This is a genomic window from Citrobacter sp. Cpo091, from assembly GCF_030332645.1.
Taxonomy (GTDB): Bacteria; Pseudomonadota; Gammaproteobacteria; order Enterobacterales; family Enterobacteriaceae; genus Citrobacter; species Citrobacter portucalensis.
The window spans coordinates 497,235-519,379 of sequence record NZ_JAOWHL010000039.1; the positions used below are offsets into that span (position 1 = coordinate 497,235).

Genomic DNA, 22,145 nt, shown 5'->3' on the forward strand with positions numbered 1-22,145 from the left:
CACAAAATGCCGGGCCATCCCGGCATTTTTTCCCATTTACTTTAGTATTTCCAGGCTATTTCAAATATCATCTTTTCAAATCAATTTGTATCGGAATAGCTCATGACTGAAGCACAAAGACATCAAATATTGCTGGATATGCTGGCGCAGTTGGGCTTTGTTACCGTTGAGAACGTGATTGAGCGTCTGGGGATTTCACCCGCCACAGCACGCCGGGATATCAACAAACTCGATGAAAGCGGCAAACTCAAGAAAGTCCGCAACGGCGCAGAAGCTATTACCCAGCAGCGACCGCGCTGGACGCCAATGAATCTGCACCAGGCACAGAACCACGATGAAAAAGTTCGCATTGCCAAGGCGGCATCCCAGCTTGTGAATGCGGGTGAAAGCGTGGTGATCAACTGCGGATCGACCGCCTTTCTACTGGGTCGCGAAATGTGCGGCAAGCCGGTGCAGATCATCACTAATTATCTGCCGCTGGCGAACTATCTGATCGACCAGGAGCATGACAGCGTGATCATCATGGGAGGGCAATATAACAAAAGCCAATCCATCACGCTTAGCCCGCAAGGCAGTGAAAATAGCCTGTATGCCGGGCACTGGATGTTCACCAGTGGCAAAGGGTTGACCGCAGATGGACTGTATAAAACCGATATGCTCACCGCGATGGCGGAGCAGAAGATGCTTAACGTGGTGGGCAAACTGGTGGTGTTGGTCGATAGCAGTAAGGTCGGTGAACGCGCGGGGATGCTGTTCAGCCGCGCCGATCAAATCGATATGCTGATTACCGGCAAAAATGCGAACCCTGAGATCCTGCAACAGCTCGAAGCTCAGGGCGTGAGCATTATGCGCGTTTAAAGGTGCTGGCGGAAAAACGTCACCGTCGCAGCCAGCGCTTCTGGCGTGATGCGATGTCGTACGCCCGCTTCCCACAGGCAGGTCAGATTGTTGTCCAAACCTGCCTGAATCAGCGCTTGCTGTAAGCGGAAGGTTTCAACAGCGGGTACAACATCATCGTCCTGTCCATGCCACAGCAGCAACGGCCTGTCAGCGAGGCGTGGTAACTGATGCGTAACATCCCACTCGGCAAGCGGGGCGATAACGGTATCAAATTCCGCCTGTTGCTCTGGGGTCTGAATCAGTAGAGGGGGAAAAAGCGTCTGCGCAAGCCGGGTAAAATAGCCAGAACCCATCAGGCTGGCTACACATTTAACCTCAGGATGGCGCGCCATTATGCCCAACGCCGTCATTCCTCCCATCGATGCTCCTCCGACGGCAAGCCGCTCATCTGAAAGCCAATTTTCCGCCACCAGCGCCGCACGTAACGTCGCAAACTCCTGCATATTTTGCTGCAAAATATGCCAGAAGCGGTGCATCCGCATCTGGGCATCGCTTTTGAAGCGAGCGCCATGGTCGGGCGCATCTGGCATGACGACGCGGAAACCGGCCTGAGCCAGCGCAACGGCAAAATAGCTGTAAACCAGGCTTGAAGAGGTAAACCCGTGATAGAAGATAATACAAGGGAGTGAACATTCGCGTTTGCCAGCCGGAACGGCGTGCAGGACAGGGATACCCGCCAACTGTCGTGTTTCAATTTCGATCATTTGTCGCCTCTTTCTTTCTGGTATGCCATGCAGCAATACTTAACGCAAGCGAATGTGTTCGGCAATGATTCATAATGTTGAGAACTGGGTTACGCTTTCGCAACATTTTCATTCGAAAATCGCGTGAGAGATAACAATTCGGGAACATTCCCCTAAAGGGAAATTAATAAGGCACTACACTATGGCTATCAGGAAACGAGATAGAGTTATGCGTCGGTTTGCCTCTTTGTTGTTGGTTATGTTTTTAAGCGCCTGTAGCGTGCTACAGGGAACGCCGCAACCCGCACCGCCCGTTGCCGACCACCCGCAGGAGATCCGCCGTGACCAGAGTAATGGGTTACAGCGATTAGGGACGGTTAGCGCACTGGTAAGAGGCTCTCCGGATGATGCGCTGGCAGAGATCCGTGCCAAAGCCGCCGCGGCTAAAGCTGATTACTACGTGGTTTTATTAGTGGATGAAACCATCGTGACAGGCCAATGGTATTCACAGGCTATTTTGTATCGTAAATAACATTGGGTTGAAATTTAGTCAGCTTTACATTGCTTTGCGCCCCTATGCGTTTACCTGTGCACAATAAACCAACAGCAGGAAGCTTGAGGTTTATTATCGCGATGGAATGCCCTGCCGTGTGTAGGGGTACGAATAATGGAGCTGACGATGAAACAATCACTTGCCTTATCCTCACTGCTGCTTTCTGCCGGACTGGTAGGTACTACGGCACAGTCTGCCGAATTCGCCAGTGCTGACTGTGTTACTGGCCTGAACGAAATTGGCCAGATATCTGTCAGTAACATTGCAGGAAATCCGCAGGATGTAGAACGTATAGTCGCGTTAAAAGCGGATGAACAAGGTGCCTCATGGTATCGGATCATTCAAATGTACGAAGATCAGCAGCCCGACAACTGGCGCGTACAGGCCATACTCTATGCTTAACACATTGCCGGATGGCGTAAACTTATCTGACCTACAGTGAACTGTAGACATGATAAGACGCGAAAGCGTCGCCATCAGGCATATTATTATCGTAATCCCCCCGTTGCCCGCAGAAGCAAATCGTTCAGCACCTGCTCAGACAATCGTAGTCCCCCCCGCGTATCAAGCATCATTTGGCACCAGGCCTGCGCCACTGGTGGAGAGGCATAGCGCAACATCTGCGCTCCGCAACCGAGCAGGAAAAGCTGCTGCGTAATCTCCCGCCCCAATGCCTCGCTAGGTTTACGTAAACGCTGCTGGAGCTGACGCACCATTCGATCGTAATGTCGGTCTTGCCCTTTGACTTCCGCAAAGGCTTCACTGAGCATCTCGTATATGCCGGGTTGTTTGGTCAGTACCCGCAATACATCAAGGCACATAATGTTGCCAGAGCCTTCCCAGATACTGTTTACCGGCATTTCACGATACAAACGCGGCAGCTCGCTCTCCTCGCAATAGCCAATCCCGCCCAGCACTTCCATCGCCTCTGCAACAAACGGCATCCCGCTTTTGCACACGGAGAATTTCGCCGCTGGCGTGAACAACCTGGCCCACAGCGCTTCTTTAGCATCAGCACGGCGGTCCCAGGCCCGCGCCAGTCGAAACAGTAACGCCGTTTGACCTTCCAGTTGGAGCGCCATCCGACCTAACACTTGACGCATCATCGGCTGTTCAATCAATGGCTTGCCAAAGACCTGCCGCTGGTGCGCATGGTAAATCGCGACGGAAAAAGCACGCCGCATCATACCGTGACTACCGAGCGCACAGTCAAAACGCGTCATCCCCCCCATTTTCAGGATATGGCGTATACCTTCCCCTTCTTCACCCAATAGCCAGCCAATCGCATCGTGGAATTCAACCTCGCAGCTGGCGTTGGAGCGGTTGCCTAACTTATCTTTCAATCTCTCAAGACGGATAGCATTACGCTGCCCGTCAGGTAAAAATCGCGGCACAAAAAAGCAGGACAATCCTCCCTTAGCCTGGGCCAGCACTAAATGGGCATCGCTTTGCGGCACGGAGAAAAACCACTTATGTCCCACCAGCCGATACGAGCCGTCAGCAAGACGTTCTGCCTGAGTGGTATTGCTCAGCACATCTGAACCACCCTGTTTCTCAGTCATGCCCATGCCGATAAGCAGCCCACGCTTTTGCCTACCTGGCAGTAAATGCGAGTCATAACGGTCGCTTAGCAGCGGCGTAAGCCAGTCGTGAAAGGGGGCGGGTAACATCTGAAGTAACAGCGGCGTGGCGGCAAAAGTCATGGTCACCGGACACAACGTGCCAGCTTCCACCTGCGCATGCAGCATGAAACGGGCCGCCCGGGCAACAAATGTTCCCTGCCTCGCATCTTCTTCCCAGGCCAGATTATGTACGCGGTTGGCGCATAATCCCTGCATCAGCAAATGCCAGGCAGGATGAAAACGCACATCATCCAGCCGCTGCCCCTGCGGGTCGTAGCGCAACAGTTCAGGTGGAAAAGCATTGGCCAGACGCCCCAGTTCGAGCGACTCGGCAGTCCCTAGCTGCTGACCAATACTGGCAAGAAGATCGCTGTCCCAACCAGCGCCTTCGCGGATAACCGCTTCGCACAGTGCGCCGTCGGACAAATATAAGTTACTGTTATTGAGCGGTACAGGTTGGTTAAAAACGGTATGCGTTTGCCAGTGCATTGTGTCTCCCTCCGTCAATGGCCGTCGTTTTAAGTATGGTCAGCCAGACAAGAGAGTGCCTGGGATTCAGGTCACAAAAAAGCCATCCCGAGGGATGGCTTAAGAGACATAGAGAATGAATTAGCCGCGCTGGCGGACGGCTTCAAACAGGCAGATGCCCGTCGCAACTGAAACGTTCAATGACGAAACGCTCCCTGCCATCGGGATGCTGATCAGTTCGTCACAGTGTTCGCGAGTCAGACGGCGCATACCTTCACCCTCTGCGCCCATCACCAGCGCCAGACGACCGGTCATTTTGCTCTGATAGAGAGTATGGTCGGCTTCACCTGCGGTTCCGACGATCCAGATATTCTCTTCCTGCAGCATACGCATGGTGCGCGCCAGGTTGGTGACGCGGATCAGCGGTACGCTTTCTGCCGCACCACAGGCCACTTTTTTCGCCGTCGCATTCAACTGTGCGGAACGATCCTTCGGTACGATTACAGCATGTACGCCAGCGGCATCGGCGCTACGCAGGCATGCGCCCAGGTTATGCGGATCGGTGACGCCATCGAGGATCAAAAAGAACGGCTGATCGAGCGTAGCAATCAGATCCGGCAGATCGTTTTCCTGATACTGACGGCCCGGCTTCACGCGAGCAATAATCCCCTGATGTACCGCACCCTCGCTTTTCTCATCCAGAAACTGACGGTTAGCCAGTTGAATGACAACACCCTGTGCTTCCAGTGCGTGGATCAGCGGCAGCAGGCGTTTATCTTCACGACCTTTGAGAATAAAGACGTCCTGGAAGCGCTCAGGCGCACGTTCCAGCAGGGCCTGCACCGCATGGATGCCGTAAATCATTTCACTCATGAATGTACTCGTTAATAGTTTATGCGTAACGCCGGGCAACGCGAAGGTTGCCCGACTTACAGTCTATGGCTGTTATTGTGCGACTTTCTTTTTCGCCGCACGTTTAGCTTTAGTGGCGGCAGCAATTTTAAGCGTTTTTGCCGAGGGCTTTTTCGCTTTTTTATCGCCTTTCTTCTCAGCCGCATTCTTATCCGCCTGAGGTTTGGCTCTGCCTTTCTTCTCGCCGCGGAAAGCACTGTCCGGCTCGAAATTCACCTTTTTGCCCATCTGACGACGTTTACCGGTATTTTTACCCGCATCGCCTTTTTTGGCTTTTTCGCGGGCGGTTTTACCTTCATTACGCGGCGCACGTTCACTGGAGATCAAGCTGAAGTCGATCTTACGTTCGTCCATGTTGACTGCTTCCACGCGAACTTCCACGCGATCGCCCAGGCGATACATCTGGCCGCTGGATTCCCCCGTCAGGCGCTGCCCAACCTGGTCGAAACGATAGTAGTCGTTATCCAGAGAGGAGACATGCACCAGACCATCGATAAACAGTTCATCGAGACGGACAAAGAAACCAAATCCGGTCACGCTGGCAATCACGCCTTTGAAGACATTACCCACCTGGTCCAGCATGAAGTCGCACTTCAGCCAGTCAGAGACATCGCGCGTGGCTTCATCAGCACGGCGCTCGGCCATCGAACAGTGCTGACCCAGTTGCAGCATCTCTTCCATCGAATAATGGTAGCCACCGGTTTCCGTGGTGTTGCCCTTATGGCCCTGCTCCTGCGCCAGCAGATACTTAATCGCCCGGTGCAAGGAGAGATCCGGGTAACGACGGATCGGTGAAGTAAAGTGTGCATAAGATTGCAGCGCCAGGCCAAAGTGACCACGGTTTTCCGGATCGTAAATCGCCTGCTTCATCGAACGCAGCAGCATGGTTTGCAGCATTTCTGCGTCAGGACGGTCAGCAATCGACTCCAGCAGTTCAGCGTAATCACGCGGCTCAGGTTTGTTGCCACCAGGCAGCTCCAGCCCCAGCTCTGCCAGGACGGAACGGAACGAGTTAATCGCTTCGGTCGTCGGCTTATCATGAATACGGAACAGCGCTGGCTCTTTGGCTTTCTCAACGAATCGCGCCGCTGAGATGTTCGCCATGATCATGCACTCTTCAATCAGCTTGTGTGCGTCGTTACGCTGCGTCTGCTCGATACGCTCAATACGGCGTTCAGCATTGAAGATAAACTTCGCCTCTTCACTTTCAAACGAGATACCGCCACGCTCTTCACGGGCTTTATCCAGCACTTTGTAGAGGTTATGCAACTCTTCAATGTGTTTAACCAGCGGTGCGTACTGCTCACGCAGCTCCTGGTCGCCCTGCAGCATGTGCCAGACCTTGGTGTAGGTCAGACGTGCGTGGGAACTCATGACCGCTTCGTAGAATTTAAAGCCGGTTAAACGGCCTTTCGACGAAATGGTCATTTCACAGACCATACACAACCTGTCCACCTGCGGATTGAGTGAACACAATCCGTTAGACAGCACTTCCGGCAGCATCGGAACAACCTGCGACGGGAAGTAAACGGATGTGCCACGGCTACGAGCTTCCTGGTCCAGCGGAGTCGGCGGGCGAACGTAATAGCTTACGTCAGCAATCGCCACCCATAAACGCCAACCACCGCCGCGTTTCTTCTCGCAATAAACCGCATCGTCGAAGTCGCGCGCATCTTCGCCATCGATAGTCACCAGCGGCAGGGAGCGCAGATCGACACGTCCTACTTTCGCCTCTTCCGGCACTTCTTCTTTCAGCCCGGCGACCTGTTTCTCAACCGCCTGAGGCCAGATATATGGGATTTCATGAGTACGCAGGGCCATATCAACGGCCATGCTGGTTCCCATGTTATCGCCCAGCACTTCAACAATTTTACCCACCGCTTTGGTGCGGCGAGTCGGGCGCTGGGTCAGTTCAACGACGACCACAAAGCCCATACGAGCGCCCATTACCTCTTCCGGCGGGATCAGAATATCGAAGCTCAGGCGGCTGTCGTCTGGGACGACAAATCCAACACCAGCGTCGGTGAAGTAGCGGCCGACAATCTGGCTGGTTTTCGGCACCAGTACGCGCACAATACGCGCTTCGCGGCGACCTTTACGGTCCGCGCCCAACGGCTGCGCCAGCACCTGATCGCCATGAATGCAGGTTTTCATTTGCTCGCTGGACAGATACAGGTCATCTTTGCGGCCTTCAACGCGCAGAAAGCCGTAGCCATCACGGTGGCCAATAACGGTACCTTTCAGCAGGTCGAGACGCTCCGGCAGCGCATAGCATTGACGACGGGTGAAGACCAGTTGTCCGTCACGCTCCATCGCGCGCAGGCGACGACGCAGCGCTTCTTGCTGCTCTTCACCTTCAATATTGAGTTCAGCGGCCAGCTCATCACGGTTGGCCGGCTTTTCACGTTTAGTTAAATGTTCGAGGATAAATTCCCGGCTCGGGATAGGATTCGCGTATTTTTCTGCTTCGCGTTCCTGGAAAGGATCTTGTGACATGTCGGTTCCTCCGTCATCATCGCTGCTGGCGGGAGTCGTTACTCCACCAGCAATAATTTATAAAGCGGTTGATTCTTTTCAACCAAATCAGCAAGTGTGTAGTTGTCCAGTTCCGTGAGAAAACTTTGCACTGCTTTAGAAAGCGCCTGTTTGAGTCGACAGGCAGGGGTAATGTGGCAAAACTCGCTGCTACAGTTGACCAACGATAAGGGTTCCAGCTCGCGAACCACATCACCAATACCAATATCCTTAGCGGGTTTACCCAGGCGGATACCGCCATTTTTTCCTCGAATAGCAGTAACAAAGCCCGCCCGGCTAAGTTGATTGATTATTTTGACCATATGATTACGGGACACGCCGTAGACTTCTGTCACCTCAGAAATACTGGTCATACGTCCTTCGGGAAGTGACGCCATGTAGATTAGCGCACGTAATCCGTAATCGGTGAAACTTGTTAACTGCACATCAACCTCAGGAAAAGGGATAAAACGGATAAACCTGGTAGTATTAATTACATTGATGATAAACCAGCCACCAGCCAGGTCGCTAATTTATTTCAGTTCGGGAAGGAAAAAAGCGAGGAACTTACGTGATTTTAAGCCGGATTCTGATGCAAAGCACCTTATCCGGCCTAAATTAGTGCAAGCGCAGCGCCGTTTGACGCTACGCTATAACCAGAATTATGCGTCGAACGGGTCGCGCAGGATCATGGTTTCAGTACGGTCTGGGCCAGTTGAGATAATATCAATCGGCACACCGGTCAGTTCTTCAATACGCTTGATGTAGTTCAGCGCTGCCTGCGGCAGACCGCTACGTTCCTTCACGCCAAAGGTGGATTCAGACCAACCCGGCATGGTTTCGTAAATCGGCTCGATACCTTTCCAGTCGTCAGCTGCCAGCGGAGTAGTCGTTACTTCGCGGCCATCCGGCATACGGTAAGCGACACAGATTTTCACCTCTTTCAAACCGTCCAGTACGTCCAGTTTGGTCAGGCAGAAGCCAGACAGGGAGTTAATCTGTACTGCACGGCGTACAGCAACGGAGTCCAGCCAACCGGTACGACGACGACGACCGGTGGTCGCGCCATACTCGTTACCTTGTTTGCACAGGAACTCGCCAACGTCATCAAACAGCTCTGTCGGGAACGGACCCGCACCTACACGAGTAGAGTAAGCTTTGATGATACCCAGAACGTAGTCCACATAACGTGGGCCCAGGCCGGAGCCGGTTGCCACGCCACCTGCGGTGGTGTTGGAGGACGTTACGTACGGATAGGTACCGTGGTCGATATCCAGCAGCGTACCCTGCGCACCTTCAAACATGACGAAATCGCCACGCTTACGCGCCTGGTCCAGCAGATCGGAAACATCAACAACCATTGAGGTCAGGATGTCGGCGATAGCCATCACATCATCCAGCACTTTCTGGTAGTCAACTGCTTCAACTTTATAGAAATTCACCAGCTGGAAGTTGTGATATTCCATCACTTCTTTCAGTTTTTCAGCGAAAGTTGCTTTATCAAACAGATCGCCAACACGCAGACCGCGACGAGCTACTTTGTCTTCATAAGCCGGACCGATACCACGACCGGTAGTACCGATCGCTTTCTCGCCACGCGCTTTCTCACGAGCGTTATCCAACGCAACGTGATAATCAAGGATCAGCGGACAAGCTTCAGACAGCAGCAGGCGCTCGCGAACCGGGATACCACGATCTTCCAGTCCTTTCATTTCTTTCATCAGCGCGGACGGAGACAGAACAACACCGTTACCGATGATGCTGATTACGTTTTCGCGAAGAATGCCTGATGGAATAAGATGGAGGACGGTTTTTTCACCGTTGATTACGAGAGTATGGCCTGCGTTGTGACCACCCTGGTAGCGCACAACATATTTAGCCCGTTCAGTCAGAAGATCGACGATCTTCCCTTTACCTTCGTCACCCCATTGGGTGCCCAGTACGACGACGTTGTTACCCATTTTTCAAAATCACCGTTTGCTTAAAAATGGATTCTACCACCGCTTTTTCAGATATACAGCACTTTTTGCATGCGAAAACCCGCAAATTAGTCTACTTATTGTTCAGCCAATCGTTTTCCTCAACATGTAGTAGACCACAACGCCCGCAACCACAAGACCTCCACCAAAACGACGCAAAATATTTTCGGGAAGTTGCGCCATTGCAGAGATCATTTTCTTCCATGCGCTGGGATAAAGCATCGGACCCAGCCCTTCCAGCACCAAAACCAGCGCGAGCGCCAGCAAAATTGTTGAATTCATCCATCGCCCTTATATAAAAAGAAAACCACCGCATCCCTGGAGATGCCGGTGGTTTTGCTGCTTTAAAACCGCTGGAACGCGATTAGCGTGTCGCGGTATTTGGTGTCTTCATGTAGCGGAAGAAATCGCTGTCCGGGCTCATGACCATTACGTCCTGATTCCCTTCAAAGCTCTTCTCGTAAGCACGCAGGCTACGGATGAAGGCGTAGAAGTCCGGATCCTGACTGAACGCATCGGCAAACAGCTTAGCGGCTTCTGCATCGCCTTCACCGCGCATAATACGGCCCTGACGCTCAGATTCTGCCAGCGTTTTGGTGACTTCATAGTCAGCCGTTGCACGCAGTTTTTCCGCCTCTTCCTGGCCTTGTGAACGATGGCGACGCGCTACCGCTTCACGCTCAGCGCGCATACGGTTGTAGATAGCCTCGGACACTTCAGCAGGCAGGTTGATTTGCTTAATACGCACGTCAACCACTTCGATGCCCAATGCCGCCATACTGTTCGGGTTGATGACCGGTACTTTACCGTTCGTTTCAGCCTGAACACGTTCAGCCGCTTCGGCAATCGCGCTATCTGCTGCCGGAGTCGCCACTTCATCTTCCGTGCCAGCAGAACCGGAGTTCAGCGCGTCACGAACTTCCAGGGTCAGACGACCGCGGGAATCGGTAACGATGTCCTTCACGTCCAGACGACCAATTTCAGAACGCAGACGGTCAGAGAACTTACGTTTCAGCAGGACTTCCGCCTGAGAAACATCGCCACCGCCCGTTGCCAGGTAGTAACGGCTAAAGTCACTGATGCGCCACTTGATGTAGGAGTCAACGATCAGGTCTTTCTTCTCTTTGGTAACAAAGCGATCGGCCTGGTTGTCCATGGTCTGAATACGCGCATCCAGCATCTTCACAGATTCAATAAACGGAATCTTGAAGTGCAGGCCTGGTGCTACGACCAGCGGCTTGTTTTCATCGTCACGCAGAACTTTACCAAAGCGCAGAGTAATACCGCGCTCGCCTTCTTTGACCACAAAGACAGACATGAACAGAACTACCAGAACGATGATGATAATCGCAATAACTGACTTACGCATCGTTATTCCCCCTGACGCTGGTAGTCGTTACGCTGCGCATTCGCGCGGCGTTGGTCCATAATATCGCCCTGACTGGTGGACGATGTGTTGCTTGCTCCAGTGCTGGAAGTCGTTGCTGGCGGCAGACGCAGCAGGTTTGAACTGCTGTCAGTCTTTGCTGCTGGCGCACTACCACCTTTCAGCATTTGATCCAGCGGCAGAACCATCAAATTGCTGCCTTTATCGTTAACCAGGACTTTGCGGGTATTGCTCAGCACTTTTTCCATGGTTTCGATATACAGACGCTCGCGGGTAATTTGCGGTGCGGCTTTATATTCCGGCAGAATTTTTGCGAAGCGAGCCACTTCACCCTGTGCTTCCAGGATGGTTTGAGTCTTATACGCACGCGCTTCTTCCAGAATACGCTGCGCCTGACCGTTTGCACGCGGCTGAACTTCGTTGGTGTACGCTTCCGCTTCACGGATGTACTGCTGTTCGTTTTCACGTGCTGCGATAGCATCGTCAAACGCGGCTTTTACTTCTTCCGGCGGACGTGCAGCCTGGAAGTTGACGTCCAGCAGGGTGATACCCATGTTGTACGGACGGATCGTTTCTTCCAGTTCACGTTGGGTATCGCTACGAATAACGGTACGACCTTCGGTCAGGATACGGTCCATGGTGTATTTACCGATAACCCCACGCAGGGCACTGTCGGTAGCCTGACGCAGACTGTCATCCGCGCTGGTTACGCTAAACAGGTAACGCTGCGGATCGGTCACGCGGTACTGTACGTTCATTTCGACGCGCACGACGTTTTCGTCAGAGGTCAGCATGACGCCGGATGCGGCAAGTTCACGCACGGCTTCAACGTTGACCGGTGTCACTTCGTCGACAAAGGTCGGTTTCCAGTTCAGACCCGGTTCAACCAAATGGCTGAATTTACCGAAGCGTGTCACCACGCCGCGTTCCGCTTCTTTAATGGTATAGAAACCGCTGGCCGCCCAGATAATGACGATAGCGGCCGCTGCGATAGTAAAGACTCGACCGCCCAGTTGCGGACGCGGGCCTTGCGATGAACTACCGCCGCCAGAGCCAGTACCTTTACCGCCACCCAGACCACCGAGCTTTTTACTCAGTTTGCGGAAGATATCGTCCAGATCGGGAGGTCCCTGCTCGCGACCACCTTTGTTTCCATTTCCCTCAGGGTTGCCGCCAGGTTTGCTGCTTCCCCAGGGGTCGCGGTCTTGTCCGTTATTACCGGGCTGATTCCACGCCATTTTTGTGCTCCATATTTGTTATGCGATGCTATACCTGCGTCTTTTGCGCTGCCGTTGCGTTGGCTGCGTCCCTCAACGCCAGTCACATAGTTGACTATGCTCCTGGAGATTTCAGGACTTGCCGCCTTCCTGCCGCACAAAATCCACAAGGTATAGAGGCGAAAAAATCTTCAGGCCATATCCGTCAGATCAGACAACATAGTCTTCCAGTGCCGGTTCTTGTTTACAGAGGCGACGCCAGTCTACGATCGGCATACGAACCTGCAGACCTACGCTGCCGTCCTCCTCCATCCACTCTTTTTCTATTGCCTGAAGTTGATAAAACCGGCTTCTCAAACGCCCTTCCTGCGGCGGCAAACGCAACGTATGCTGCGCCACCTCACCGGAAAGTCGCTCAGTCAAAGCCTGAAAAAGTTGTGGTATACCAATCCCCGTTTGCGCTGATACCCAAACGCGAATGGGTTTATTCTCTTCATCTCTGTCGATACGCGGCTCAAAGTCATCCAACATATCGATTTTATTCATCACCAGCAGGGTCGGGATCTCATGCGCATCGATCTCTTCGAGCACCGTATCGACGGCCTCAATGTTTTCCTGCACACGAAAATCTGCTGCATCAATAACGTGCAGCAGCAATGTCGCCTGACGTGTTTCCTGCAAGGTGGCCTTAAACGCCGCCACCAGGTCGTGCGGCAAATGACGGATAAACCCAACGGTATCCGCCAGCACAGTCTCACCCACGTCCGCAACGTCTATTCTGCGTAGCGTCGGGTCCAGGGTCGCAAACAGCTGATCCGCTGCGTAGACCTGGGCTTCGGTGATCTGGTTGAACAGGGTGGATTTTCCGGCGTTGGTATATCCCACCAGTGATACGGTTGGGACATCCGCTTTCTTGCGCGACTGTCGCCCCTGCTCACGTTGCTTTTCAACTTTTTCCAGGCGCGACTGTATCTGCAAAATGCGATTACGCAGCAAACGACGGTCGGTTTCGAGCTGGGTTTCACCCGGACCGCGCAAACCAATCCCGCCCTTTTGCCGTTCAAGGTGAGTCCAGCCACGGACCAGACGCGTAGCCATATGGCGCAACTGCGCCAGCTCAACCTGCAACTTACCCTCATGGGTTCGCGCACGCTGGGCAAAAATATCTAAAATGAGACCAGTCCTGTCGATAACAAGACACTGGCACAACTGTTCCAGGTTACGTTCCTGGGCAGGGCTTAGAGCATGATCAAAAATCACCACCGCAGCGCCAGTCGCTTTTACGGCTTCGGCAATTTCGATTGCCTTACCTTCACCAACAAAATACTTCGGGTGCGGTGCTTTACGGCTCCCGGTAATCACCTGCATTGCTTCGACACCGGCGGAAGAAACCAGAGATTCAAACTCCTGGAGGTCTTCCATATCTTTGTCTTGCGAAAAATAGATGTGTACCAGTACCGCCTGCTCACCGGCATCATAACGGTCAAACAAGCGTCAACCCCTTAATATAAATCAACGGGGAACACAGGATCGCTGGCTCCCCGTATGTAAAACAGCTAATAACCTTATTCGGTTTCTTCGCTGTCCTGTTGCGCAGATGAACCTTGCGCGTTGCTACCGTGATGGTAGTTGCTGCCTGTGCCGCCGGTGGCATTATTGCTGTGATGAGAAACCGGACGAGACGGGACAACAGTAGAAATCGCGTGCTTATAAACCATCTGGCTGACCGTGTTTTTCAACAGGATCACGAACTGATCAAAAGACTCGATTTGACCTTGCAGCTTAATACCATTCACCAAATAAATAGAAACTGGAACACGTTCCCGACGCAGTGCGTTCAGGAACGGATCTTGTAAAGATTGCCCCTTAGCCATTCTCTCTTTTCCTTATATGCTTATTTGTACTTTGAACCTTTCGATTCTGAAAAATTGCGCACGATACGTTTCAATTGTACACATTCAGTTCGCGATAGCACCAACAACCTGTAATACTTCGTTTCGCGCCTGGTCAGGCTTTTCACTGTCAAGCCAGTGCACCCCTTCCCAACCACGCAACCAGGTTACCTGTCGCTTCGCCAACTGCCTCGTGGCGCAAACACCTCTATAAACCATTTCATCGTATGAAATTTCACCTTCAATGTATGACCACATCTGGCGATACCCTACACAACGAATGGAAGGCAAATCCGTATGCAAATCTCCACGGGCAAAAAGCGCCCGGACTTCTGCTTCAAAACCTGAAGCTAACATCTGATGAAAACGCTGCTCAATTCGCTGATGGAGCAGTTCACGGCTCGCCGGGGCGATTGCAAACTGATGCACCTGATACGGCAAAGCATCTCCTGACGTTTGCGTCAGCTCCGTTAAAGTTTTACCCGAAATGAAAAAAACTTCCAGTGCCCGGGAAAGTCTTTGCGGATCATTTGGATGAATACGCGCCGCTGCCACGGGATCGATATCCTGAAGCTGTCGGTGTAACGCGTCCCAACCCTGCTCTGCCGCCTGCTGCTCAATTCTGGCCCTGACTTCCGGGTCCGCCGACGGTAACGGCGACAGTCCTTCAAGCAAGGCTTTGAAATATAACATTGTGCCGCCCACCAGCAACGGGATACGGCCCGCGGCGGTGATGTCGGCCATCTCGGCTAACGCATCGCGACGAAAATCCGCAGCGGAGTACGCCTGCGATGGATCGCGGATATCCAGCAATCGGTGCGGTGCGGCCTGTAATTCATCTGCATCAGGCTTGGCTGTACCGATATCCATCCCCTTGTAAATAAGGGCGGAATCAACGCTTATCAACTCTATGGGCAAAACTTTACGCAATTCAATTGCTAATGCCGTTTTACCGGAGGCCGTTGGCCCCATCAAAAAAATCGCCTTTGGCAGGCTCGCCTTACGGGTATCACTCATGTTTCAGGGCATTCATTACCGAATGTAAATCAACAGGTTGTAACAGACCACCCGGCGGTGCCTTCACGAGTTGTGGGCAGAGCCGCTCAACATCCGCTAACAGCGTAATCGCCTGTGCCATGCTCCACTGTGGATGCTCGCTCATCAGGTTACGTGCGATCCACTGTGCAATATTGCCCGGCTCGAATACGGATTGCTGCGCCAGGTAGCCTATCAGTTCAGGAATCAAGATTTGTAAATTTTGTTGGCGTAAGGGTAAAGGCACCGCCCGGATGGTCACATGCTGCGCATCCAGCTGAAATTCAATGCCCAACTCAGCCAGTTGGCTCTGTCCTTTTTGCAGTGCCGCTTTTTCATCGGCGGTCACTTTTAGACGTAAAGGGATCAGTAACGGTTGAGCACAAACCGCTCCCTGACCCGGCGTTAACTGCGCCTGACGCAACCAACGCTCAGCCACCGGTAATGCCAACAACCGAATATGTCCATCACACTCGAGTAACGCGCAGTCTGCACCAACAATCGTTAGCACCCGGCCAAAGCCCTGACTGTTGCCAGTCAGAGGCGTCGATGGCGTTTCAGAGACCGGCGTTTTACGCGTTGGAGCAGGCGTCTGCATCAGTTGCTGATAAATTTCGCCCTGCTGCTTTTGGTATCCGGGTTGAGCATGAGGCCAACTGGCTCCCGCCTGACGGCCACCGCCACCACTACTGCCACTTCCAGTGCCAGCGGATGCTGAGTACCGCGGCGTCGCAGGTTCACGCGCGGGAGCCGGCTCGGCAAAATGGTTGCGTCCAGCAGCAACGCGGTTTTCCGGGATGTGCCTTGGGGCGGGTTCGTCGTCATCAGCCAACGGCAGCGGCGTTTCAAGCTGCTGTTGCAGGACGCTCAACACGCCCTGGTAAATAAAATCGTGCACCAGGCGGGATTGATGGAAACGGACCTCATGTTTAGCAGGGTGTACGTTGACATCCACTTGATGCGGATCGATTTCCAGATACAACACAAAAGCGGGCTGTTGATCGGCTCCCAGCTTATCTTCACAGGCCTGGCGGATAGCATGGTTGATCAGCCGGTCGCGCATCATCCGACCATTCACGTAGCAGTACTGGATTTCTGCCAGTGCTGCCGTTGTGTGGTTAGGATCGGCCACCCAGCCGCGCAATGTTAAATCGCCATGCTGCCATTCGATCGCCAGCGCATGCTCCAGAAACGGCGTGCCGCAAATCGCGCCCAGTCGGCGCTCTTTCTGCCCATCCGCGGCCACTGCCCGGTACTGACGCACCACTTTGCCGTTGTGCGACAAATTTATCGTCACATCAAAACGCGCCAGCGCAATGCGGCGAATAATCTCGTCGATATGATTAAATTCGGTTTTCTCGGTGCGCATAAATTTGCGCCGCGCCGGGGTGTTGTAGAACAGATCTAGTACCTCCAGCGTGGTTCCCACCGGATGCGCAGCGGGTTTAACTGTGACATCCATGTCACGCCCTTCGGCATACGCCTGCCAGGCTTCGGGTTGTTCTTGCGTACGCGACGTCAGGGTTAAGCGAGACACGGAGCTGATACTGGCCAACGCTTCGCCGCGAAATCCGAGGCTTACGATGGCTTCAAGATCGTCAAGCGAGGCTATTTTACTGGTGGCATGACGCGCCAACGCCAACGCCAGCTCGTCTTTTTTAATCCCGCAGCCGTTGTCACGAATACGGATAAGCTTCGCGCCGCCGCGTTCAATATCGATATCAATGCGCGTCGCACCGGCATCGATGCTGTTTTCCACCAGCTCTTTCACCACTGACGCAGGCCGTTCTACCACCTCGCCTGCGGCAATCTGGTTCGCCAGCTGTGGCGGTAGAACCTGAATCGGCATGGCTAATCCTTAATTTGTTAACGTGTTACCCGGCGATATGGCGCTGGCGGTTTGCGCTGGTGCGCCCTGCGGCCCGGTTTGCATCGGGTGCGCCTGGAAATAGTTACGCAATCCTTTGTAAATCGCCTCAGCCAGTTGCTGCTGGTAATCATCGCTCGCCAACAGACGTTCTTCGCTGTTGTTACTGATAAAGCCGGTTTCAACCAGCACTGACGGGATATCAGGCGAACGCAGTACGCCAAGACTGGCGTGTTCTGGACGACGCTTATGCATCGAACCAATACGTTCTAACTGGCCGATCATGCTGGTCGCCACATCATACCCGACGCGCTGCGAATGACCGAACTGCAGATCCAGTACAGCCTGGCTGAGGTAAGGATCGGACTGGCTGTTTGCCAGCACATCGCCCGCGCCGCCCAACAGCTCCGATTGCTTCTCGTGCTGTTCCAGCCAGCCGGCCATCTCACTGTTCGCCCGACGGTTTGACAGCACCCAAACGGAAGCACCTGTGGCATCACGATTTGGCGCGGCATCCGCGTGAATAGAAACCAGGAAATTGGCGTTTTGTTTACGCGCGACGTCTGAACGCCCCATCACCGAGATAAAGTAATCACCATCACGGGTGAGTACGCCTTTAAACATCGGATCATCATTGAGCAAACTGCGCAGCTTGCGCGCCACGGCAATCGTGACGTTTTTCTCACGCGTGCCGCCAGGACCAATAGCGCCAGGATCCTGTCCACCGTGTCCGGCATCAATGGCAATCACCACTTTATCGCCGTTGCTGGTGCTGGCGCGCGCCGCAGGGCGCGTGGAGGTATTGCTGTTAGTCACAGCCGTAGTGCGATCGTTTTCTGCTTTAAACGGATTACGCGCTGGCTCAACAGGACGTGGGGCGACAATCGGCGCTTCAACACGCTTTGCAACCACGGGAGGTGGAGGTGGCGGCGGTGGCGCATCAGCGTTGATGGTAAACACGACGGTATAATTGCCGCCGTTCTGGCGTTTTACTGCTTCGGCTTTACCGTTCTCGGTTAAATACACCACCAGGCGCAGAGACTGCGCATCTTTTGGCGTGCCGGAACGGATAGATTTCACCAGATTATTGCCGCTAAACAGCAGCGGTAATCCCTGAATCACACCGGTTTGTTTAATATCCAGCGCGACGGTTCGTTTCCCGTCCTGCGAAACGGCATATTCAGGATCGCCAATAAAGCTCAGCGTAATCCGCGCCTGTTGATCGCCATTGGACACCTGAAGATCGGAGAGACTGGCGGCCCCTGCCTGCGCGCACAGCAGGACCAGGGTTGCCATCAGCCAGTTTCTGATGCGATAAATCATCCCGCCACCCTTAAGGTTAATCGGCTAAACGCGCCAGCAATAAATCACCTGATGAGGAGACTGCGCTTACACGCGCCTCTCGACCTTGCGCCTGGTATTCAATGTGTATTTCGACGTCCGGGTCTGGCAGTACACCTTTACCTTGTTGCGGCCATTCCACCAGGCAGATGGCATCATTGGCAAAATAATCGCGGATCCCCATAAATTCCAGCTCCTCTGGGTCCGCAAGTCGGTATAAATCGAAGTGATATACCATCAAGTTATCGAGTGAATAGGGTTCAACCAGCGTGTAGGTGGGGCTTTTTACATTACCTTTATGACCTAACGCCTGCAAAAATCCCCGGCTGAAGGTGGTTTTACCCGCCCCCAGGTCGCCGTACAAATATATAACCGTCGCGCCGTCACAGGCTTTGGCTACCCGCAGTCCCAGGTCTAAAGTCGCCTGCTCATCAGGTAGTGGAATTACTCGATTCATCATGATAAACGTCAATCACATCAGGGTTAACAATACGCTGTAGCGTGGTAAAGAGATCCGTCGCCAGCATGCCACGCGTACCAAAACGCGCCGCCAGCACATCCGCCGCCGCTCCGTGCGCAACACATCCCGCACATGCTGCATCATACGGGGTAAGCTTCTGTCCGAGCAATGCGCCAATAATACCGGAAAGCACATCCCCCATTCCGCCGCTGGCCATCCCGGCATTGCCGGTATCAATAATACCCAACTCCGCCTGTTCAGCAGCAACAACCGTACCCGCGCCTTTCAGCACCACCACGCCTCCGTACCGTTTTACCAGACGTTGTGCACAAAGTAAGCGATCGTCTTCAATTTCTGCAATGGAACAACCCAGCAGTCGCGCGGCTTCACCTGGATGCGGCGTGATCACGCGATTGTGACGTTTATCGGGGTTGATTGCCAGCAGGTTCAGCGCATCCGCATCCCAGAGCATCGGTTTGCGAAAATTCTCCACTTTTTGCAGCGCTTTTTTGCCCCACTCCTGCTGACCAAGCCCGGGGCCTATCACCACTACATCCGCCCACGCCAGGCTCTCTTCCAGCGTCTGCGGCGTCAGCGCATCGACCATCAGTTCCGGTCTGGCTGTCAAAATAGGCGCAATGTTTTCACTGCGCGTCAGCACTTTGACCAGCCCGGCACCTGCTCGCAGCGCGGCTTCCCCGGCCATGCGTATTGCGCCAGCCGTACCGTGGTCACCGCCGATAATCACCAGCCGCCCGTGGGAGCCTTTGTGCGAGGAGGGTCGACGCGGCGTTAGCCAGTGCGCAAGCTGTTGGGCATCAAAACGTTGTATTGGTGCATTCTGCCCCGCCAGCCAGTCGCCCAGCCCAAGTGCGTTAACATGCAGACGCCCGGTGACATCGCGCGCTTTACCGGTGAGCAGGCCCGGCTTGAGTGCAATAAAGGTAATGGTATGCGCTGCGTTGATGACCGCGCCCGGCGTCGCTCCCGTCTGCGCCAGCAGGCCGGAGGGAATGTCTATCGCCACGGTGGGGGCTGGGTGAGAATTGGCACGTTCAATCAATACCGAGAGAGACTCACGCGGCGCATGTTTTAAGCCAGTGCCTGACAGCGCATCAATAATGACGTCCACGTTATTTGGCCAATTGATATCCGCCGCGTGAATGACGCCACCAGCGTTAAGCCAGGCATCACGTGCCTGCTGCGCCTCCTCGGGGAGCGGTTTGTCACTTTCCTGCGCCAGCAACGTAACTTCAAGACCCAGCGCTTTGGCAAGTCTTGCCACTACGTAACCATCACCGCCGTTGTTGCCATGGCCACATAGCACCAGCCAGTGCCGGGCGTTCGGATAAGCCTCACGAGTGACCTGAAAAGCCGCCTCTCCCGCCCGTTGCATCAGTTCGTACAGCGTCAGCCCTGAACTGTCTGCCGCTTCTCGCTCCATCCGCCTGATGTCATCGGCGTGCCAGATGGAGTGTGGTATACTTGCGGGGTTTTTCTTCATTGTATGGTCCGTCATGTCAGAGCCCCTCGATCTCAATCAGTTAGCGCAAAATATTAAGCAGTGGGGGCTGGAGCTTGGCTTTCAGCAGGTCGGGATTGCCGATACCGACCTCAGCGAAGCGGAACCCAAACTGCAGGCCTGGCTGGATAAACAATACCACGGCGAGATGGACTGGATGGCCCGTCACGGCATGATGCGCGCCCGACCTCACGAATTATTGCCCGGTACGCTACGTGTCATCAGCGTACGTATGAACTATCTTCCTGCCAATGCGGCCTTCGCCAGCACATTGAAGAATCCTTCTCTGGGTTACGTCAGCCGTTACGCGCTGGGGCGCGACTATCATAAGCTGCTACGTAACCGCTTAAAAAAGCTGGGAGAGATGATTCAACAGCATTGCGTTTCGCTGAATTTTAGACCTTTTGTCGATTCTGCGCCCATTCTTGAGCGTCCGTTAGCGGAAAAAGCCGGGCTTGGCTGGACAGGTAAGCACTCACTTATCCTCAATCGCGAAGCCGGTTCATTTTTCTTCCTCGGGGAATTACTGATCGACTTACCCCTACCGGTCGACCAACCAGCAGAAGAAGGATGCGGGAAATGCGTTGCCTGCATGACCATCTGTCCCACTGGGGCCATTGTTGAACCCTACACGGTGGATGCGCGCCGCTGTATCTCTTATCTCACTATCGAACTGGAAGGCGCGATCCCGGAAGAATTTCGTCCCTTGATGGGGAATCGAATTTATGGCTGCGATGATTGCCAGCTTATTTGCCCGTGGAACCGCTATTCACAGTTGACGGCAGAGGATGACTTCAACCCGCGCAAGCAGCTTCATGCTCCGGAGTTAATAGAGCTGTTTAGCTGGAGCGAAGCGTGGTTTTTAAAAGTCACTGAGGGGTCTGCCATTCGTCGTATTGGCCACCTGCGCTGGCTGCGAAATATCGCCGTTGCGTTGGGTAATGCCCCCTGGAATGAAGCCATTCTTCGCGCACTGGAAAGTCGCAGAGGTGAGCACCCACTTCTCGACGAACACATAGAGTGGGCGGTTGCTCAGCAAATCGAGAAGCGAAATGCCTGCGTAGTTGAGGTGCAGCTACCGCAGAAACAACGTTTGGTCAGGGTCATTGAGAAGGGTCTGCCGCGCGACGCTTAAGTCATCCACAGCTTGTGTATAAAAATAAAAACACATTGATATTCAAGAGGGAAAAAATCGTCAAGTGATCGTATTAACAATTTGAAATGATAATTAAGTTAATAATTTCAAATAGTTAAAATGATACTATTCACCCGGCGAAGTTTTTTGCATTCCAGGAATAATACCCGAACCTGTGGATAAGTCTGTTTACAAGAGTATGTCAATGACGAAACAAAACGTCCCCAACGCGATTATTCGTTGTGGATATTTTTATTGGGGTAAGAATTTGGAGCGGGAAACGAGACTCGAACTCGCGACCCCGACCTTGGCAAGGTCGTGCTCTACCAACTGAGCTATTCCCGCTTAATCTTCGTCTTTCGAACCACTACTGCGTTGGCTGCCTTCATTCGCCTGAGTCACTTACTTCAGTAAGCTCCTAAGGACTCATTCAGTTGCCGCCTTGTCGCAATTCGAAATCCTGCGATTGGTGGTCTGTGCTTTACAAGCATTTTCAAATTTTGGAGCGGGAAACGAGACTCGAACTCGCGACCCCGACCTTGGCAAGGTCGTGCTCTACCAACTGAGCTATTCCCGCATAATCTTCGTCTTTCGAACCGCTACTGCGTTGGCTGCCTTCATTCGCCTGAGTCACTTACTTCAGTAAGCTCCTAAGGAC

Annotated in this window: 20 protein-coding genes and 2 tRNA genes; 4 read left to right on the forward strand and 18 right to left on the reverse strand. The window is 53.4% G+C overall.

Going from position 1 to position 22,145, the window contains the following annotated elements; all coding sequences use genetic code 11:
- Nucleotides 1-102 precede the first annotated feature (102 nt).
- Nucleotides 103-858: an HTH-type transcriptional regulator UlaR gene (gene ulaR / locus OGY04_RS18710; protein WP_003025646.1), complete on the forward strand. Its 756-nt coding sequence runs from the start codon at nucleotides 103-105 to the stop codon at nucleotides 856-858.
- On the opposite strand, the gene yjfP is transcribed toward ulaR, so the two are convergent.
- Nucleotides 855-1,604 (reverse strand): esterase, encoded by a 750-nt coding sequence (gene yjfP / locus OGY04_RS18715; protein ID WP_103285850.1) that lies wholly within the window; start codon nucleotides 1,602-1,604, stop codon nucleotides 855-857. The genes ulaR and yjfP overlap by 4 nt on opposite strands.
- A 181-nt stretch (nucleotides 1,605-1,785) precedes the next feature.
- Between yjfP and bsmA the strand changes: the two genes are divergently transcribed.
- Together bsmA and yjfN are read left to right on the forward strand one after the other, a co-directional pair.
- Entirely contained in the window at nucleotides 1,786-2,115 is a 330-nt protein-coding gene (gene bsmA, locus OGY04_RS18720) for a biofilm peroxide resistance protein BsmA (RefSeq protein ID WP_057066585.1), read from the forward strand.
- 147 nt (nucleotides 2,116-2,262) lie between these two features.
- Nucleotides 2,263-2,538, forward strand: coding sequence for a DUF1471 family protease activator YjfN (yjfN, locus tag OGY04_RS18725; RefSeq protein ID WP_020996263.1), 276 nt, complete (start codon nucleotides 2,263-2,265; stop codon nucleotides 2,536-2,538).
- A gap of 86 nt (nucleotides 2,539-2,624) precedes the next feature.
- Here the strand turns inward: yjfN and OGY04_RS18730 are convergent, their stop codons facing one another.
- From OGY04_RS18730 to nnr, 15 genes are all read right to left on the reverse strand, one after another.
- Nucleotides 2,625-4,247: an isovaleryl-CoA dehydrogenase gene (locus tag OGY04_RS18730; protein ID WP_020996264.1), complete on the reverse strand. Its 1,623-nt coding sequence runs from the start codon at nucleotides 4,245-4,247 to the stop codon at nucleotides 2,625-2,627.
- A 120-nt stretch (nucleotides 4,248-4,367) separates the two neighbouring features.
- Nucleotides 4,368-5,099 (reverse strand): 23S rRNA (guanosine(2251)-2'-O)-methyltransferase RlmB, encoded by a 732-nt coding sequence (rlmB, locus tag OGY04_RS18735; protein WP_003830482.1) that lies wholly within the window; start codon nucleotides 5,097-5,099, stop codon nucleotides 4,368-4,370.
- Between the two features lie 72 nt (nucleotides 5,100-5,171).
- Complete coding sequence (rnr, locus tag OGY04_RS18740; RefSeq protein ID WP_048215088.1) at nucleotides 5,172-7,634, reverse strand: ribonuclease R; 2,463 nt, start codon at nucleotides 7,632-7,634, stop codon at nucleotides 5,172-5,174.
- 38 nt (nucleotides 7,635-7,672) lie between these two features.
- The gene (nsrR, locus tag OGY04_RS18745; RefSeq protein ID WP_003830485.1) at nucleotides 7,673-8,098 is read right to left on the reverse strand and encodes a nitric oxide-sensing transcriptional repressor NsrR; all 426 of its coding nucleotides are present in this window, start codon (nucleotides 8,096-8,098) and stop codon (nucleotides 7,673-7,675) included.
- A 216-nt stretch (nucleotides 8,099-8,314) separates the two neighbouring features.
- Nucleotides 8,315-9,613 carry an adenylosuccinate synthase gene (gene purA, locus OGY04_RS18750; protein ID WP_003025606.1) on the reverse strand — a complete coding sequence of 433 codons (1,299 nt, stop codon included), beginning with the start codon at nucleotides 9,611-9,613 and terminating at the stop codon, nucleotides 8,315-8,317.
- A gap of 102 nt (nucleotides 9,614-9,715) precedes the next feature.
- Nucleotides 9,716-9,913 (reverse strand): DUF2065 domain-containing protein, encoded by a 198-nt coding sequence (locus tag OGY04_RS18755; RefSeq protein ID WP_003025602.1) that lies wholly within the window; start codon nucleotides 9,911-9,913, stop codon nucleotides 9,716-9,718.
- A gap of 82 nt (nucleotides 9,914-9,995) precedes the next feature.
- Nucleotides 9,996-11,000: a protease modulator HflC gene (gene hflC, locus OGY04_RS18760; RefSeq protein ID WP_003830491.1), complete on the reverse strand. Its 1,005-nt coding sequence runs from the start codon at nucleotides 10,998-11,000 to the stop codon at nucleotides 9,996-9,998.
- 2 nt (nucleotides 11,001-11,002) lie between these two features.
- Nucleotides 11,003-12,256 (reverse strand): FtsH protease activity modulator HflK, encoded by a 1,254-nt coding sequence (hflK, locus tag OGY04_RS18765; protein WP_008786005.1) that lies wholly within the window; start codon nucleotides 12,254-12,256, stop codon nucleotides 11,003-11,005.
- A 189-nt stretch (nucleotides 12,257-12,445) separates the two neighbouring features.
- Entirely contained in the window at nucleotides 12,446-13,726 is a 1,281-nt protein-coding gene (gene hflX / locus OGY04_RS18770) for a ribosome rescue GTPase HflX (protein WP_003830495.1), read from the reverse strand.
- 74 nt (nucleotides 13,727-13,800) lie between these two features.
- Entirely contained in the window at nucleotides 13,801-14,109 is a 309-nt protein-coding gene (gene hfq / locus OGY04_RS18775; protein WP_003025584.1) for an RNA chaperone Hfq, read from the reverse strand.
- Nucleotides 14,110-14,193: 84 nt separating this feature from the next.
- Nucleotides 14,194-15,144 (reverse strand): tRNA (adenosine(37)-N6)-dimethylallyltransferase MiaA, encoded by a 951-nt coding sequence (gene miaA, locus OGY04_RS18780; protein WP_003839486.1) that lies wholly within the window; start codon nucleotides 15,142-15,144, stop codon nucleotides 14,194-14,196.
- On the reverse strand, nucleotides 15,137-17,011 hold the full coding sequence (mutL, locus tag OGY04_RS18785) for a DNA mismatch repair endonuclease MutL (RefSeq protein ID WP_267441500.1): 1,875 nt from the start codon (nucleotides 17,009-17,011) through the stop codon (nucleotides 15,137-15,139). Before mutL ends, miaA begins: the two co-directional genes overlap by 8 nt.
- 9 nt (nucleotides 17,012-17,020) lie before the next feature.
- Entirely contained in the window at nucleotides 17,021-18,352 is a 1,332-nt protein-coding gene (amiB, locus tag OGY04_RS18790) for an N-acetylmuramoyl-L-alanine amidase AmiB (RefSeq protein ID WP_286585820.1), read from the reverse strand.
- 16 nt (nucleotides 18,353-18,368) lie between these two features.
- Complete coding sequence (gene tsaE, locus OGY04_RS18795) at nucleotides 18,369-18,830, reverse strand: tRNA (adenosine(37)-N6)-threonylcarbamoyltransferase complex ATPase subunit type 1 TsaE (protein WP_008786002.1); 462 nt, start codon at nucleotides 18,828-18,830, stop codon at nucleotides 18,369-18,371.
- Nucleotides 18,802-20,349 carry a bifunctional ADP-dependent NAD(P)H-hydrate dehydratase/NAD(P)H-hydrate epimerase gene (gene nnr, locus OGY04_RS18800; protein WP_234692607.1) on the reverse strand — a complete coding sequence of 516 codons (1,548 nt, stop codon included), beginning with the start codon at nucleotides 20,347-20,349 and terminating at the stop codon, nucleotides 18,802-18,804. Before nnr ends, tsaE begins: the two co-directional genes overlap by 29 nt.
- Here nnr and queG point away from each other — a divergent pair.
- A complete protein-coding gene (gene queG / locus OGY04_RS18805; RefSeq protein WP_111466215.1) occupies nucleotides 20,348-21,487 on the forward strand; it encodes a tRNA epoxyqueuosine(34) reductase QueG in 1,140 nt (379 codons plus the stop codon). The two genes, nnr and queG, sit on opposite strands and share 2 nt — an antisense overlap.
- Before the next feature lie 269 nt (nucleotides 21,488-21,756).
- Here the strand turns inward: queG and OGY04_RS18810 are convergent.
- Nucleotides 21,757-21,832, reverse strand: a tRNA-Gly gene (locus OGY04_RS18810).
- Nucleotides 21,833-21,988: 156 nt separating this feature from the next.
- A tRNA-Gly gene (locus tag OGY04_RS18815) sits at nucleotides 21,989-22,064 on the reverse strand.
- Nucleotides 22,065-22,145 lie beyond the last annotated feature (81 nt).